This window comes from Catenovulum agarivorans YM01, from assembly GCF_000281085.1.
Lineage (GTDB): Bacteria > Pseudomonadota > Gammaproteobacteria > Enterobacterales > Alteromonadaceae > Catenovulum > Catenovulum agarivorans.
In genome coordinates this window covers 158,510-175,950 of the sequence record NZ_JH767530.1, presented here as the reverse complement: position 1 = coordinate 175,950, position 17,441 = coordinate 158,510, and the positions used below count along the sequence as shown (strand labels likewise).

General features: G+C 41.0%; 9 protein-coding genes. 2 read left to right on the top strand and 7 right to left on the bottom strand.

Annotated elements, in window-relative coordinates; all coding sequences use genetic code 11:
- Together WSC_RS25165 and WSC_RS0114010 are read left to right on the top strand one after the other, a co-directional pair.
- Nucleotides 1–203 (top strand): 2-keto-3-deoxygluconate permease (locus WSC_RS25165; RefSeq protein ID WP_040394576.1); only part of this gene is annotated, 203 nt, incomplete at its 5' end.
- Between the two features lie 38 nt (nt 204–241).
- Nucleotides 242–1,708 carry a sulfatase gene (locus tag WSC_RS0114010; RefSeq protein ID WP_016956570.1) on the top strand — a complete coding sequence of 489 codons (1,467 nt, stop codon included), beginning with the start codon at nt 242–244 and terminating at the stop codon, nt 1,706–1,708.
- A gap of 80 nt (nt 1,709–1,788) precedes the next feature.
- Here the strand turns inward: WSC_RS0114010 and WSC_RS0114005 are convergent, their stop codons facing one another.
- The 7 genes from WSC_RS0114005 to WSC_RS0113975 form a co-directional block, all read right to left on the bottom strand.
- Complete coding sequence (locus WSC_RS0114005; RefSeq protein WP_016956569.1) at nt 1,789–4,005, bottom strand: BNR-4 repeat-containing protein; 2,217 nt, start codon at nt 4,003–4,005, stop codon at nt 1,789–1,791.
- 162 nt (nt 4,006–4,167) lie between these two features.
- The gene (locus WSC_RS0114000; RefSeq protein WP_016956568.1) at nt 4,168–4,701 is read right to left on the bottom strand and encodes a PEP-CTERM sorting domain-containing protein; all 534 of its coding nucleotides are present in this window, start codon (nt 4,699–4,701) and stop codon (nt 4,168–4,170) included.
- Nucleotides 4,702–4,764: 63 nt separating this feature from the next.
- Nucleotides 4,765–7,824, bottom strand: a complete 3,060-nt coding sequence (locus WSC_RS0113995) for a BNR-4 repeat-containing protein (protein WP_016956567.1) — start codon at nt 7,822–7,824, stop codon at nt 4,765–4,767.
- A gap of 280 nt (nt 7,825–8,104) precedes the next feature.
- Nucleotides 8,105–10,879 (bottom strand): BNR-4 repeat-containing protein, encoded by a 2,775-nt coding sequence (locus WSC_RS0113990; RefSeq protein ID WP_016956566.1) that lies wholly within the window; start codon nt 10,877–10,879, stop codon nt 8,105–8,107.
- A 453-nt stretch (nt 10,880–11,332) separates the two neighbouring features.
- The gene (locus tag WSC_RS0113985; RefSeq protein ID WP_016956565.1) at nt 11,333–11,845 is read right to left on the bottom strand and encodes a PEP-CTERM sorting domain-containing protein; all 513 of its coding nucleotides are present in this window, start codon (nt 11,843–11,845) and stop codon (nt 11,333–11,335) included.
- Nucleotides 11,846–11,916: 71 nt separating this feature from the next.
- Nucleotides 11,917–14,940, bottom strand: coding sequence for an Ig-like domain-containing protein (locus tag WSC_RS0113980; protein WP_016956564.1), 3,024 nt, complete (start codon nt 14,938–14,940; stop codon nt 11,917–11,919).
- Nucleotides 14,941–15,232: 292 nt separating this feature from the next.
- Nucleotides 15,233–17,341, bottom strand: a complete 2,109-nt coding sequence (locus WSC_RS0113975; protein ID WP_040394574.1) for a BNR-4 repeat-containing protein — start codon at nt 17,339–17,341, stop codon at nt 15,233–15,235.
- Between the last annotated feature and the right edge of the window lie 100 nt (nt 17,342–17,441).

Genomic DNA, 17,441 nt, shown 5'->3' with positions numbered 1-17,441 from the left:
TTGCTAACCCAGCAGCCATAGCGGCTATCGAGCCTAAATTTGCCGTAGCAGCACAAAGTGCAACCGCATTAATAGCAACCAGTGTAATTGTGACTTCTATTTTAGTACCAATTATCACCGCTATGTACCATAAGCGCTATGCAAAAACGGCTAATAATACTCAAACAAACGATATTAATTTAGAGCAATCTGCAGCAAGTTAATCCATGTTTAGGTTAGCGAAAATTTGAGATAAAACATCATGATAAATAGACGCAATTTCATTATCGGCGGTGCAGGTTTAATGACTGCAGCTTGTGCAACCAAATTGGATTGGTTAACTGAGCTTAAAAAAGAATACCCTAATGTATTAATGCTGGTTCTGGATGACCTAAACAACTGGGTGGGCGCTTTAGGTGGTCACCCAAATGCAAAAACCCCCAATATAGATAGGCTAGCCGCCCAAGGTACTACCTTTACCAATGCTCACGCGCCTGCACCGTTATGCGGCCCATCACGCGCGAGCATTATGACAGGGCTTGCGCCATCAACTACAGGTATATACGGCCATGTGCATGACAACGACATTAAATCGGCCAACGACAAAGCAGCACAATCTATCTTTTTGAGTGAATATTTTAAACAACATGGTTACTACACAGCGGCTGTCGGTAAAGTATTTCACCAAGCAGTTGCGGATGGGAGTTTTGACGCCTTTGGCGGCCGTGTGCATTTATTTGGCCCATATTCACCGACCCCATTAAAGTGGGACAAAAAAGGTACAAGTACAGACTGGGGCGCATATCCAGAAAAAGATGAACAAATGCCTGATTTCGACTCAGCTAAGTGGCTGGTTGAACAGTTAAAAATGAAACACGATAAACCATTTTTTATGGCTGGCGGCTTTTTGCGCCCACACGTACCTTGGACCGTGCCACAAAAATGGTTTGATATGCATCCAATTGAAGATATTCAATTACCGCCTTATCTAAAAAATGATTTGGATGATGTGCCAGAAATCGCTAAACGCATCACTGAATTTAAAATGATGCCTACCACTGAATGGGCTATTGAAAACAACGAGTGGAAGAACATTGTGCAAGCTTATCTAGCCAGCGTATCTTTTGTTGATTCATGCGTTGGTATGGTGCTAGATGCATTAGAAAATAGTGAATATGCCAACAATACTGCAGTGGTATTGTGGGGCGATCATGGTTACGACATAGGTGAGAAAAACCGTTTTGCTAAAATGGCGTTATGGGAAACCTCTACCCGCACACCACTAATAATCAAGCCGCCAAAATCGCAAGGTAAACAAGTAAGTGCACAACCTGTCAGCTTGTTAGATTTGTACCCTACCTTAATTAGCATGTGTGGTTTGCCGGCAAATCCGCAACTTGAAGGTAGAGACATAACACCATTGATAGCCAAAGCGGATACACAATGGCAGCATGCAGCGGTAACCACTTTTGGTCCAAATAATCATGCGGTTAAAACCGACAGATACCGTTACATTCGATATGAAGATGGCAGCGAAGAATTGTACGATCATAAAACTGATCCAAACGAGTGGAAAAACCTCGCCAATCTTTCACAGTATCAAGATATTAAACAAGATTTACGTAAACATTTACCCAAAGAAAATGCACCTTGGTCACCTGTTTCTCAGTTTAGAAGTAATGATTACTTTAGAGAAATAACAGATAAAGCCGTTGGTAAAACTTTGTAAATTGGTATTTAGATTAGTTAAAGGATGAGGCTAATTCCTCATCCTTTTTAACTTTTCTCTAAGCCTTTCTCTATAGACCCTTATTCCACAGCACAAGCCGAGCGTGTGCACAATAAAGCCACACCACGCACATCATAGCTATTTACAACACCGTCGTTGTTAAAGTCATAGGCTAAATCCGTGATACTATCCGTCCTAACAGCCAAACTAAAAGCTCGAACGTCATTTCTGTCTACGTCACCATCATTATCCAAATCACCCAATAAAGGTTTTGCTGTTACTGTTAATAACATGCTGGCAGTTGTCTGCTCGCCTGCTTGGTCGGTCGCAACAGCACTAAAGGTGTGTTGACCAACCGGTAAACCTGTCGTTTCTTGTGGGTTTGGCGATTTTGCATGTCCCCACTCATACGGTGCAACAGACTCTTGACGAACCAAAGTACCATTGATGAACAGTTTCACATTGGCAATTGCCGAATAATTAAATGGGCTGGATGCGTTTATATCAAGCACCAGCTCAGAATAACCTTCAGTGACAGTCATAGCTGATGATGGAAAGCTAACAAGCGGTTTTAAATCCGCTTCGTCATGTACATTCACTGTCATGATTGCTTCACCTATACGACCATCCGAATCTGTGGTTACCGCCTTAAATATATGGCTGCCTTTTGCTAAGCCTAATAACTCGGTGCGCCCTCCATGTCCCCACTCGTAAGGCGCTACACCTTCCTTGCGAATAAAGTTGTCATTTATATACAGTTCGACTTGGGTAATTGTCGCGCCGGATACCGAAGCACTGGCAGCAATATCTAAATACAAGTTCTGATATCCAACAACTAAATCCATATGCTCTTGTGGAAAGGTCACAACAGGGGCTTGATTTGACTGCTCTGGTGGCTCAATTGGAGTTGGGTCAACTGGCCCTATAGGACCAATAGGCGGTAAGGGCTCACCATCGGTTAAATCAAAAATATAGCTGAATAAATTTTGTGAATCGGTTTGAACAGTACGATCTTCGGCAATTAGCACCAGCCTACCGTTATCTATTCGGGCAATAGAGTTGCCAAATTTATAAGGGGTTTGCAGAGTAAATTCGGGTTTATCGTCAATAGAACCGACAACCGTGCTGCTGATAGTGATCAATCCAGATGAAGAAGCTATCGCTCTATATAGCTTATCCTCGTATGGCAAACCTTCCAGTGTTTTACCCACATGTTTGGTAAAACTTTGTTCACCTGCTTTACGTGAATAAGTGTAATGATAATCGGTATTAGAGGTTCGACCTCTGTAAGTTAAATGAATACCGCCGTCGTCACTAACGGAAATACCAGGTCCTGAAGAAGAACCTGTACCACCGGGTGTGGCGGGGACATCAATTAAAAAAGGCGAATAATCTTGAATGGGCAAAGGATGTTTTACCCCATTTAAATCTTCCCATTCGTCTGTCATAGTTGGACCCGTTTTAGCCAGATAGACACCTTCGTTTAAGATACCATCTGCTTTTTTAGCAGCCCAGCGAACAGACCAAGTGTAATAAACATCGCCGTTACCAAAAGCAGCTTTGCCATAGGCGTAATTTCTATCTTCTACTGCCACATATGGTAAACCCGAACCTCGGGTAACTTGTTTTGCACGCGTCCAGCTTTCGCCGTTATACACATGAACCATCTCGTTGCCACCAACAGCTGAGCCTTTACGATAATGTACAACTATGTCACCGTCTGCGTTTTCAACTAAAGTTGGGTAAGTTATGCGTACGTTTTGTCCTTCAGCTAAATATTCTCTTTTATTGTGAAAATTTGTCAGCTTCGAAAATAGTTCATCGGAAGCAAAAGCCAGGTTCTTTTTCGAAACTATATAGTTGAGTGGGTCGTTGTGGTGATCGAATAGTATATGAATTGTGCCATCTTTTTCACTGACGCTCAGCGCTATTGTTCTGTGTGAATCACCCCAGTTGGTATTTTCAATAAATGTGTTTTTGTGTGGAAACTCAACGCTGACCCATTCGCCACTGCCAATGCGTTTACGTGACAACATGAGTTTTCGGTTGTTCATACCACCTTTAAACCAGCCAAAATATGCAAAACCATTAACAACGGTTAAACAGTCACCTCGTGGGCTGATATTGGCCGCGTAGTGATATGCCTTTGCGTCATTTGGATACCAAAAATATAAGCCTTGGTCGGTAATTTGCGCTTCTTCTATCAAACTAACTGCTGCAAGTGACTGATTTGAGGAAGCTAAAGCAGCAAGTGCTGCAGAAAGAGTTAAAGCGGAGCATTTGAGATAACGATTCATATCCTTAATTTCCTTGTTTGTTGAGACTCCTATTAAAACGATACAGCCCTATTCTTTTAATAGATTGATTTAAATTGACCTGAATTCCAAATAAATTAATAAAAATAAAGGCCGTGAAACCTAAGTTTCACGGCCTTGAGTTCAGTTATTAACTAACACCAATTAAGCTTGTTTGCGTTTACGCATAAACAACAAGCCAGCAATTAGTGGCAACAAAGCATAGGTTGCTGGTTCAGGCACTGATACTTGATGCTGAGCCGGTTCTATCTCGGTAAAGTCAAAGTCAGTGACATAAGAGTCAACCACAGACAAAGTTGGGCTAGGTGCATTAGCAAGCGCTTCAAACTGAACTTCACCTAATTTAAAAGATGTACCTAACACATCGGCAAATCCGTCAAGAAAGCCAACATTCATAAACAATATATCTGTATCTACTAAATACGCATCGCCGAACGCGCCATAGCTAGCTACTTCAAATGAATCGATCCAACTAAAGTCAACAAATGCGAATTGGCTATCGTCAAAAGCGAACTCGAATTGCAACCAATCAATGGTTGGGTTGGCATCTTCAACAAAAAATTCCAGGGTAATAAAGTCGCCTGCATTGTAATTTGTCTGGTCTGCTTGGGTGGTAATTAAACCAGCTGACGCGTTAAACGCTAATGCCAGCGAAAATATCATTGCTAAAAATTTCATAATTTAAATTCCTAAATGGTTATGTGCGCAGCGCCTAACAACGCACACTATTAATTCAAATATTTATTCTGCGGCACAGCGCGCTCGTGAACATAAACGCGCCATACCATTCATATCACGCATGTTTAACTGACCGTCATTGTTAAAGTCGTAACGTAAATCAGTAATTTCACCAGCACGTAACGCTGCGTTAAATTGGCGCATATCGAGTCTGTCAACATCACCGTCTTGGTCTAAATCACCAAACAGTGCAATTTCAACTATCATGCTTGCTTCGCTCATTTTGTTGTTACTGTCGGTCGCGACCGCTTTAAATTCATGCGTGCCAGCAGCTAGACCTAACAATTCATCTTCATAACTTTGACCACCCCAAACGAATGGTGCTTCAAACACTTCACGTATTAATTCGTCGTTGATGTACAAGATGACACTCACAACATCAATATCTTGGTTCGCAGTCTCTACTTGTGCAGACACAGATAGTTCTGGGTAGCCTGTTAATAGTTCAATATCTGACTCAACAAAATTAACTGTTGGTGCAGGCAACTCTAGAACAACTAAAGTCATGTCTGCTGAGCTTTCTAAACCTTCACTATCTCTAGCAACAACGGTAAATGTATGCTCACCAACACCCAATGGATTTGGATTTGGTTCATGTGTGTCTAGCCAGCCCATGGCGCCAAATTCATAAGGTGCAAACGAGTGACCCCAATTCCACGGAGATCTGGTATCTACACGGACTAACTCACCATTTCGATATAAGGTAACTGACTGAATGGTACGACCTTCAACTGGTGATTCTGCTTGTACTGTGATACCGAGTTTTTCATATCCTTCGAACACAGTAACCACTTCATTTGGCCAAGTGACTACAGGTGGTTTTGGTGGGCCTTCGACTGTTAAGGTCATAGTGGCTTCGCTCATCTCGCCTTCACTATCAACAGCAACAGCAGTAAAGGTATGAACACCTTCGGTTAATGGTGATGGGTTTGGCTGATGACAAGGATTAGGAACAGGATCTTGCTCACAACTGATCCACCCCATAGCACCCGTTTCGTGTGGTTTAAATTTGTGGCCGAAATTAAATGGTACAGAAGTATCCTGACGGACTAATTCACCATTGATATATAGAGTAACTGAGTCAATTGTTCTGTCAGCCACCGGGCTAGATGCATTAATGGTAAAACCAAGTTGCTCGTAGCCTTCTTCAACCGTTAATTCAGCATTTGGAAACGAAACTTCTGGCCCAGTTGATTGCACTATTAATAGCATAGTTGCAGTTGATGTATCACCTTCACTATCCACAGCGACAGCTCTAAATGTATGCTGACCTGCAGGTAACGGATTAGGATTAGGCGAATGTGTTTCTAACCAACCCATAGCGCCAGTTTCGTGTGGTTTTGAGCCATGGCCGAACAAGTAAGGAACAGAATCGTCTGTACGAACCAATTCATTATTGATATATAAAGTAACCGACTCGATAGTGCGGCCTTCAACAGGACTAGATGCATTAACAGTTAACGAAAGCTTTTCGTAACCTTGCTCTACTGTCATATATGATGATGGGAAGGATACTTGAGGTGCATTTGCTTCGCTGGCTAAATCTAAGTCGATAATTTGCAAATGCAGTGGCATGGCAGTCCCTGTGCCTTTTTCCATTAGGTAGTAATAAACTTTGCCGTCGTGAACTTCTAATACACCATGGTCAAATTGCATGCCGTCAGTGTCTTGATAAATTCTAACAAAATCGTTAGTACCACCTTGAGCACGTTCAACAAAAGGTCGACCATTGCTTAAGCCGATAATATATACATTGTCACCAGCGGTATAAATTTCAGAAGCACCAGAAAATTCAGTTGAGATGATAAAATCGTCTGCGCCAGCTGGCTTGTATGAATGTAATTTCACATTTTGATAGTCAGCACGCTTGCTGTCTGTAGATTTCACTTGGCTGATGATGTGAATGTCACCTTTAGCCGTTACTGTCCAATCAAAACCACCGACGATATAAACTGAGTTTGCGTCTTGATGGCCAGTAATATAATCACCAGGCTCAAATACTTTAATTTCATCAGAGTTAACCAGTGGCCAAGTCATGTCTGTGCCTTGGTGGTTTTTCCACAAACCGAATCCTTCTGGATGATCTGAATAGGCGTAATAAACACCGTTTTGGTATTTATATCTATCGTTGTTGTCACTCGAGCGTTGTTGGAATGCAACACGCAATTTGCCATTTACGTACTTCATGTTGCCGTAAAGGCCCCAGTTATACGCATTGCCATAATTTTTTGCAGTTACAACATTAAAGGCGGTGAACTTAGACCACTTTTGTGTTGCTGCATCGTAACGGTTAAATACATAACCACCATTGTTATTACCGCCTAAACGCATGTATAACAATAATGTACCGTCTGTAGTGGTAAAGAATTTTGGATAGGTTAACCGCGCAAAATTGCCTTTATCAGCCAAATCGCCTGTCATGGTTAAATGTTTGTAGTCATCAGGCCCTTGGCTGATAGAGCTAGTGTCTTTTACAAATTGCTCTAGGGTAAAGTCACTATCTGCTACTTCTGCAGCGCCCGCAAGCGAGTATGAATAGCGGAAATAATCGTCTTTGAATTTGCCATCATGGTTGTTGTTGTCATACGCGTGCATGTCGTAAACCATATGGATAGTGCCATTAACAGGGCTAATGGCTAAGCCAATTGTATTGTGCGACTCACCAACATTTGGATCGCCTCTAAAACCAGTGTGACGATGCGGGAATTCTATTGTAGCAACTTGACCTGTTTGGGTGTTGTAACGAGACAACATTACGTGGCGATCATCTTTACCGCCACGATACCAAGTCATAAATACATAGTGCTTATATACTTTTACCGCATCACCATGTGCTGAAATGTTGCGACCAAAAAAGTAGTCAAACTTATCGCCTGTGTCAGCACTACCGAGTGTGCCATACGTTAATTTTTTACCGTCAAAGTGCAAGCCGATATCAGAAATTTTAACTTGATCGACTAGCGTGACCTCTGCCGACGCAGGGGCTAGGTATAAACCAGCAATAGAAGCAAGCGTAATCAAACACTTACGTCCAAAGCCTTTATTTCTGTAGCGCTTTTTCATATTTAAAGTTCCTTAAGTATCGTAAGGTTTAAATTGAATCTATATTTCATTAATCTTAATCAAACAAAAAACACCAATAACAATCAAGAATACTTAAAGATATTTAAACATCAAGACAACAACACATAAAAACAAACAAAAAACACAACAAAAGAACAAAAAGTTAACATTTGAACATATTGACTGTTTTATCCGAATGAAGCGGCCTGATTGAAATCAAACCGCTTAGTAGAAAGGTATTTATAGGCAACTCAAAACTTTGGATAGTTAAGGTCTTATTTTATTCGGTTGCACAACGAGCGCGTGTGCACAATAATGCAACGCCTCTAACATCACGACTATTCACCAAACCGTCTTTGTTGTAGTCGTATACCATGTCGGTTATCGAGTTAGTACGCACAGCTATACTAAATGCGCGAACGTCATCTCTATCAACGTCACCGTCGCTGTCTAAATCACCTAATAATGCAGGTGCGGTAATCTCAACTAAGATAGTAGATTCACCCATTTTGTTATTACTATCAGTTGCTACCGCTTTCAAAACATATTGCCCAGCCGTTAACCCTAATAGCTCTTCGGAGTAATCAGCTATACCCCAAGAAAATGGTGCTTCATAAACTTCACGTAACAATACATCGTCTATATATAGGCCAACACTCACAATACTGACTGTGTCACTAGCCGTTTCCACATTTGCTGATATTGCCAAGTCACTATAACCCTGCTCGATTTTAATATCAGGATCATTGAAGCTGACAACAGGCGCTGGTAACTCAACCACATTGAGTGTTAAGTATGCACTGCTAGTCAAGCCTTCACTGTCTTCAGCAACCGCTTCAAATATGTGGGTACCAACACCCAAAGGATTAGGGTTTTGCTGATGACAAGGTGTTGGCACAGGGTCTTGCTCACAGCTAATCCAACCCATAGCGCCAAATTCATGTGGCGCATAAGAGTGACCAAAATTCCACACTGGTCGGGTATCTTTTCTGATCACTTGACCGTCTTTCTTCAAGGTTACTGACACTATGTCACGGTCCGCTTCTGGGGTAGCAACGTTTAAAGTTATCGCCAGTTTTTCATAACCCTCATAAACTGTTAATTCAGGATCAGGAAAGGAAATTGTCGGCGGTTTAGGAATGCCGTTGACCGTTACCATCATGATTGATTCTGACTGCTCGCCCGCACTATCAATAGCAACAGCTTTAAACTCATGCTTCCCAGTAGGGAGTGGACTTGGATTTGGCTGATGGGTATCTAACCAACCCATAGCACCCGTTTCATACGGCTTACCTTGATGACCAAAAATAAAAGGATCAGCATTATCGCTACGAACTTTCTCGCCATTAATATACAAGGTTACTGATTCTACCGTACGGCCCTCAACTGGGCTTTGAGCATTTACTTTAAATTGTAACTGCTCATAACCTTGGTTTAAGCTTCTTGAAGACCACGGGAAACTCACTTCTGGTTTGGTTGATACAGTATCGTCATCTAAGTCTAAATCAATCACTTGCACATAAGTACTGCGCGCATCTGGGTTGCTACCATCGTGGTTTTCTAACAGGTAATAATACAACTTACCGTTATTAATATAAGCGACGCCTTTTTCAAAAGAACGTCCCCCTGACTGATGATAGATGCGCTGAAAGTTGTTAGTTCCCCCTTCGGTTCTATCAACAAATGGACGACCGTCTTTCAAGCCAACTAAGTATATATTTTTGCCAGCTGTGTATAGTGCTTCACCGCCAGAAAATTCCTTAGAGCTGGTAAATTCACTGTCACCTGCTTTTCTATACGAGTGTACATAGGTAATTTTTTTGAGCTGGGTATCAACAACTTTACCAATAAAGTGAACATCACCACGGTCTGTGACATTCCAGTCAAAACCGCCGACCATAGAAAAACGATCCTTCTCGTCACCAGTTACGAGATCGCCTGGCTCAGCAATTTTAATTGGATCTGTATTAATGATGGGCGATTGCACAGTTTCATGTTGATAGTTTTTCCAACTGTTGCTGGTACTGTCGAAATACGCGCCAAAAAACCCGTTTTGGTATATATATCTATCGTTACTTATATTGGCTCGCTGCTGGAAGCCAACAGCTAAGTTACCACCAGCGAACTTCATTTGACCATATACGCCATAGTTGTATTCGTTGCCGCGACTTTGCGCTTGGTTGTAGTTAAACCATTTAAAACTGCTCAGCCATCCACTGCCATCGTATTTATTATATTTAAATGCGCCGTTTTTAGAGCGGCCTGCACGCATCAATAAATAAAGGTCGCCCTCATCTGTCAATGAGAACTTAGGGTAACTTAAACTCTGATACTTACTGGTATTAACTTCACCGGTTAAGGTGATGTGTTTATACTCATCCATCTCATTATGCGGGTTGTCATAAGGATTGATAGGGTCATTACCTGCGTAATAATTGTCTTTAACAAACAGCTCTAAAGTAAACTGCTCGTCAGGTACAGTCAGTGAATTAGGTTTTGAATAATAATATTTAAAATAGTCGTTTTTTGACGATCCATCTGATGGGTTAGTTGCCGACAAGGAATGTTGGTCAAATATCATGTGGATTGATTCATCTTTAGGGCTTAAGCCTAAGCCTATGGTGTTGTGAGTTTCCCCCACCCACCAGCGGTTAGAATAGCCACCATGACGGTGAGGGAATTCTATTGTGGCGCTAGTACCCGTGTCAGTATTGTAGCGGGTGAGCATGAGTTTACGATCTTGTTTACCCCCTCGATACCAAGTCACAAACACAAAGTTTTTGTAGGTTTTAATGCAATCACCATGTGGGGTGATTGAGCGACCATACATATAATCGTATTGATGTGGACCAACATCTGGCTCGTTTTCTGCTTTCGACGTAGAAGCTTTTTTCACGCCATTAAAATAAAGCGCGCTATCAGTAATATGCACCTCTTTTTCCAACGAAGGTGCGGCTTCAGCTGAAAAACTAAAAGCGCCTAGAGTTGAAAACATCGATAAACATAATGCTTTTTGTGCAAATGAGTGTTGAACCACAGATTGCCAATTTTTCATTGTTAGTGTTCCATTTTATTGTTATGTGAATTGTGCTGCTGAATATGCCTGCTAAAGCCACCTATTCATGAACAGCTATGAGTTTTATAAATTTCCCTTCGACTCTCGACGAAACTGCTGGGCAACAGTAACAATTGAAATGTAAGACGTAGCACTCAAGTCAATTGTCAGCTGTCACTAAAGAAAAGCTTCTCAGGTATTAAATTACTACCCAGGCTAAGAAATTTGCTTAACGTTCAATAAGTGGACATGCTGAATAGCGATATTTATCTAGGTTTTTATTTATTCCTGAACAGCATTGTGGGAACACATTAACTACGCTGCCAAGTTGCCTGACCATGAAAATTAACACCCCTAATAACGCGTTTTTTGGTTGTTTAAAAATAAAAATTCCACGTAAGTCTATGACTCACTTGGCTTTCCTATCAATAAATTCTAAAGATTAATGGCTTATTAAATTTGGCGTCGACGTATAAATAACAAACCGGCAATTAGAGGTAGTAAAGCGTACGTTGCTGGCTCTGATACCTTGTTAACAACAGTGCTGTCGATTACGACAGGGGCATATGCAATATCAAGAGCCTCAACAAAACTTTGTTCAAATGTTGGTACTGATACATTGCTAACAATATCAAATACCGCACGACCAAGATCAAATGTTGTATCAAATGGCTCAATAAAGAATAAAAAGTCGACTGTGAATAACCCGCTTAACGGAACACCTGCACTACCCCAAGCCAAAGACGTTAATTCATTAACCAAATAGTCAGAGTCTGAATAGCTAGCGAATACTAATTCGCTTGCATCAAAAGAATATTCTGCGGTTATTTGCCCGATACTTGGGTCAAAATCTGTTAAAGAAAAATCTACTATGAGTTGATCAGATTCTTTCGATACATTAGTAATCAGACCCGCATTCACATTAAACACAAATGCAAAAGAGAACAGCATTGCTAAAAATTTCATAATTTATATTCCTAATTCTTTAAGTGCGTTGTTATTAACAACGCACATCATTGATACGTTTAAATATTCGATTATTCAGTTGCACAGCCGCTGCGGGTACACAATAAAGCGACACCACGTACGTCATAGCTATTAATTAAACCATCTTTGTTAAAGTCGTAAGCAAGATCGGTAATTGAGTTAGTTCTAACCGCCATGCTAAATGCGCGAACGTCGTTTCTATCTACATCACCATCACTATCCAAGTCGCCTAATAATGCAGGTGCTGCAGCAGCTGTAACGTTAACTGTCACTGTAGTTTCACCCATACGGTTATTGCTGTCGGTTGCAACCGCAGTAAACTCATAAGTGCCTGCTGTTAAACCTAATAACTCAGCCTCTGCGCCTGCAAAAGTGAAAGGTGCTTCGTATAACGTGCTGATTGCTGAACCATCTAAATATAAGTCAACACTTGCAACTGTCACTGATTCATTAGCCGTTGAAACTTCAAAGGTTAAGTACAACTCTTCATAACCTTCAGTTAATTCAAGAACCGGTTCAACTGTGCTGATAGTTGGTGCTGGTAGTGATTTAACAATTAAGGTCATATCAGCTGAGCTTTCTAAGCCTTCACTATCAACTGCAACAACAGTAAAAGTATGCTCACCTACGCCTAATGGTTCTGGATTTGGAGCGTGTGTTTCTAACCAACCCATAGCGCCAAATTCATAAGGCTTTCCTGAGTGTCCCCAGTTCCATGGCGCTGCTGTATCTGTGCGAACAAGCTCACCATTTCGGTATAAGGTGACTGTTTGAACAGTGCGGCCTTCTTCTGGCGATTCAGCTTGAACGGTAATAGATAATTTTTGATAGCCTTCAAACACTTCAACGGTCTCATTTGGCCAGGTTACAACAGGTGGCTGAGCTGGTGATTCAACAACTACAGTCATAGTTGCCTCACCTGTTTCACCTGCGCTATCTAACACAACAGCTTTAAAAGTGTGAATACCTGCAGTTAAAGGATTTGGGTTAGGTTGATGAGTTGCTAACCAGCCCATTGCACCTGTTTCGTGTGGCTTAGAAGAGTGACCAAATAAATATTGATAAGAATCATCTACTCGAACTAACTGGTCGTTCAAGTACAAAGTTACTGATTCGATAGTACGACCTGTGTAAGCTTCTGCTTTTACTTCAAAAGTAAGTTGGGCAAAACCTTCTAATAATGTTTTCGTGTCTGACGGGAAGCTAGCTGTTGGTTTTGTTGATAACACTTCAAACGGCATAATCACTGCACTGGTCGCACCTTCACTATCAGTCGCAATCGCTTTAATTGTATGCATACCTGCTAGCAAACCTGTTAATTCGTCAGGTTTACTGTTATGACCCCAAAGGTATGGAAGGCTGTTATCAGAGCGAATCAAAGTATCATTGATATATAAATCAACTTTAGTAATTGTACGGCCACTACCTTCTGGGCTTGCTGCATTTACGCCTAAAGAAATTTGGCCATAACCTTCAAGCTGTGGTTCTAAAGTTTTATTAAAAGAAACGATTGGTGCGTTGGGGTCAACAGCAACACCTAAATCAATTACTTGTAAATGAAGTGGGCGTGCATTACCTAACGCTTCTTCCATTAAGTAATAATAAACTTTGCCGTCTTTTACATACGGCACACCGTGTTGGAAATTAGTAGCTGTAGTGGTGTCTGTATAAATTCGGGTAAATTCAGTGGTACCACCTTTAGCAACTTCCACATACGGCTTTTTATTTTCTAAACCTATGATGTAAACATCGTCGCCGATAGCATTAATTTCAGAGGCACCTGGAATACCTGGCGCATTAATAAAATCGTTAGCGCCAGCTGGTTTATACAGGTGGCTATACACAGATTTTTTAAATTCATTATCTTTAACTAAATGAATAAAGTGAATGTCGCCTTTTTCAGTTACCGTCCAGTCAAAATTACCTACAATGTGCACTTTGCCTGGAGGGGTACCTGGGCCATTTGCCGCATTTGATGTGGTTTCAACTAAATCACCCGGCTCAAAAATTTTAATTTCATCGGCATTAACCAATGGCCATGTGATTTTTTTGCCTGTGTGGTCGCGCCAATCATTGGTATCAGCATCTTCTAAGTAAGCGTAAAAGATACCATTTTGATATTGGAATTTATCAGAGTTATTGCTGCTACGTTTTTGGAAACCAACACGAAGTTTGCCATTTACATATTTCATTTCACCATATAAACCCCAGTTGTAAGAGTCGCCCTTACTTTTTTGGTCTTTGTGGTTAAATGGTACAAACGAACTCCACTTATCTGCATCAGCGTCATAACGGTTGTAATAATATGCTCCGTTATTATTGCCGCCCCAACGCATGTAGTGTAATAAGTCGCCTTCCTTGGTTTCGTAGAATTTAGGGTAGGTTAACGCCGAAAAATCGTCTTTATCAGCAAGATTTCTCGTCATCACTAAATGTTTATAGTCATCTGCACCTTGGCTAATCGCGCTAGTATCTTTAACAAATAGATCTAAGGTAAACTGATCATCTGGTACCTCAGCGGCACCAACAACACTGTAGCTATAGCGGAAATAATCGTCAGCGAACTTGCCACCATCGCTTGTTTGTGAATATGCGTGCATATCGAATACCATATGGATGGTGCCATTTTTCGGGCTAACCGCAATACCAATAGTATTGTGTGACTCACCTACCCACCAGTTACCTTGGTAACCCGTGTGACGATGTGGGAATTCAATGGTTTTCACTACACCAGTTTCAGTATTTAAACGCGACAACATCATGTGACGATCGTGCTTACCACCGCGATACCAAGTCATAAAAACATAGTTTTTATAAACTTTTACTGAGTCGCCATGGGCTGAAATACTGCCACCGAAGTAGTAGTGATATTTTTCATCGTTTTGCAGCTGTGAGGTGGTTAAGCCTGAACCCGCAGTCTTTTGACCATCAAAATGTAGTGCGTTATCTGCAATCAAAGTTTGACTAACTAACGTCACTTCAGCTTGAGCTGAATTAACGTAAAATCCAGCTATAGAAGTTAGAGCAAGCATCCCTTTGCTCATTAAGCTTTTGAATATAGTGCGATGTGCCATTCTATTATTCCTAGAGTTAAACGACATAAAGTTTTGATTACCCCTATTCAACCAATGCTAATAGCAAGCAACAAAAACAAATCAAAAATGATCACCGTTGGTCATTTAATCGCAATTATATTTAATATTTAGTTAACATCAATTAAAATATTTATACATCCTTAAACATTTTCACACAAAAAAGTTAACATTGGTAAATGTATGATTTTTAAAGGTGGCACGGGCAGGTATTAATGGTAAAAGTTGCGGCTCAAAAGATAATTGAACCGCTGAATTAAACAGTCAGATGACCTTAATAAGCTCTGACTTTAATAAATTGACAAGCGTTGTTTGCTGATAACTTAAGAATTGTGCCTGTGAAATCCGATTGTTGTTTATAATTGGCATCGATGGTCAAAGTACCAGCGCCATCCACTGAGGTCACAGTGCCTCTAAAGTCACAACTATTGTTGTCGTCACTGTCCCAGAACTGAACGGTTGAACCGGCTAAACTACGGTCAAACTCAATACATGGATTCGCACCAGACAAAGTAACTTCAGTATGCGTATCCCAAGTTAGGACAGTGGTTGAAGTACATCCATTAGCTGGTACTGTAACCGTCAAATCCATTGTTGCTTGGCCTTCAATTCCTGCAGAGTCTGTCGCAATTGCAGTAAAGGTGTGAGTGCCTGCTGATAGACCTAATAATTCATTCGGCTTGTTCTGGTGACCCCAAACAAATGGGTCGGCAGAATCGGTGCGGATGAAGTTACCGTCAACATATAAGTCGACTTTGTCAATTGTGCGGCCTGCTACGGGGCTTTGTGCTGTTACTTTAAACGAAAGCTGATCGTAACCTTCTTCAACTTGCATTGAAGATTGTGGAAATGCAACCTCTGGAACATTTTCATCTTCTAAACCTAAATCTATGATTTGGAGGTGCAGTGGAAGTGCATTACCAGAGCCTTTTGCCATCAAGTAGTAATAAATTTTACCATTTTCAATTTCAACTACACCATGATCAAACTGCATTCCGTCTGTGTCTTCATATATACGTACAAAATTATTGGTGCCACCTTGTGCTTTTTCTACAAACGGTCGACCGTTGTTTAGCCCTATAACGTAAACATTGTCACCAGCTGTATAAATTTCTTCCGCACCAGAAAAATCCGTTGAAATAGAGAAGTTGCTAGCACCTGCAGGTTTGTATGAATGCAACATAACTTCTTGATAATCTGAACGGTTTTTATCGCTTGAGCGGACTTGGCTAATCATATGAATATCGCCTTTGGCCGTCACAGTCCAGTCGAAGCCCCCTACGATATAAACAGAATTAGCATCAGTGTGACCCGTAATATAGTTACCAGGTTCAAATACCTTGATTTCATCAGAGTTAACTAGCGGCCATGTCATTGGTTGACCTTGATGGTTTTTCCATTGACCAAAGCCTTCAGGGTGATCAGAATAAGCATAATACACACCGTTTTGGTACTTGTATCTATCTGTGTTGATGCTGCTACGTTGTTGAAAACCAACTCTAAGTTTGCCATTGACATACTTCATGTTGCCATACAAACCCCAGTTGTAGTCATTACCAAAATTTTTCGCTGTTACTACGTTAAACTCGGTAAATTTAGACCATGTTTGAGTTGTTGCATCGTAACGGTTAAAAACATAACCACCGTTATTGTTGCCACCTAAACGCATGTACAACAACAAAGTGCCATCGGTTGTTTTGAAGAATTTTGGATATGTTAAACGCGCAAAATTGCCTTTATCAGCTAAATTGCCAGTCATGGTTAAATGTTTGTAGTCGTTACTACCTTGACTAACCGAACTGGTGTCTTTTACAAATTTGTTTAAAGTAAAGTTTGCATCGCTTACGTCAGCGGCACCTGGCACTGAATAAGAATATCGAAAATAGTCGTCTTTAAATTTACCTCCATGGTTATTGTCGTCATACGCATGCATATCGTAAACCATATGGATAGTACCGTTAATCGGGCTAATGGCTATACCAATAGTATTGTGTGATTCACCAACTAGTGGGTCACCTCTGAAGCCTGTGTGCTGATGCGGAAATTCAATGGTTGCAATGCTACCGGTTTGGGTATTGTAGCGCGACAACATAACGTGTCGGTCATACTTGCCGCCACGGTACCACGTCATAAACACATAGTGTTTATAAACTTTAACAGCATCGCCGTGGGCAGAAATACTGCGACCAAAAAAGTAGTCGTATTTTGAACCAGTATCTGGGTTGCCTACGTTACCATAGTCAAGGTCATCGCCGTCAAAATGTAAACCGTAGTCGCTAATTTTAACTTGGGTTTCGAGTGTTACTTGAGCGCTAGCTTGAGTGGCTGATAAGCCTAACATTGCAGCGTACAATGCTAGACTCTTTATACGAGAAAATTTCATATGTATTTACTCTTTGTGTAATGTGATGTAAGTGCTTATGTGTACTGCGAGCAATTCGCAGCAGCACTAAATTAGCAACAAAACACAAAAGATCAACACA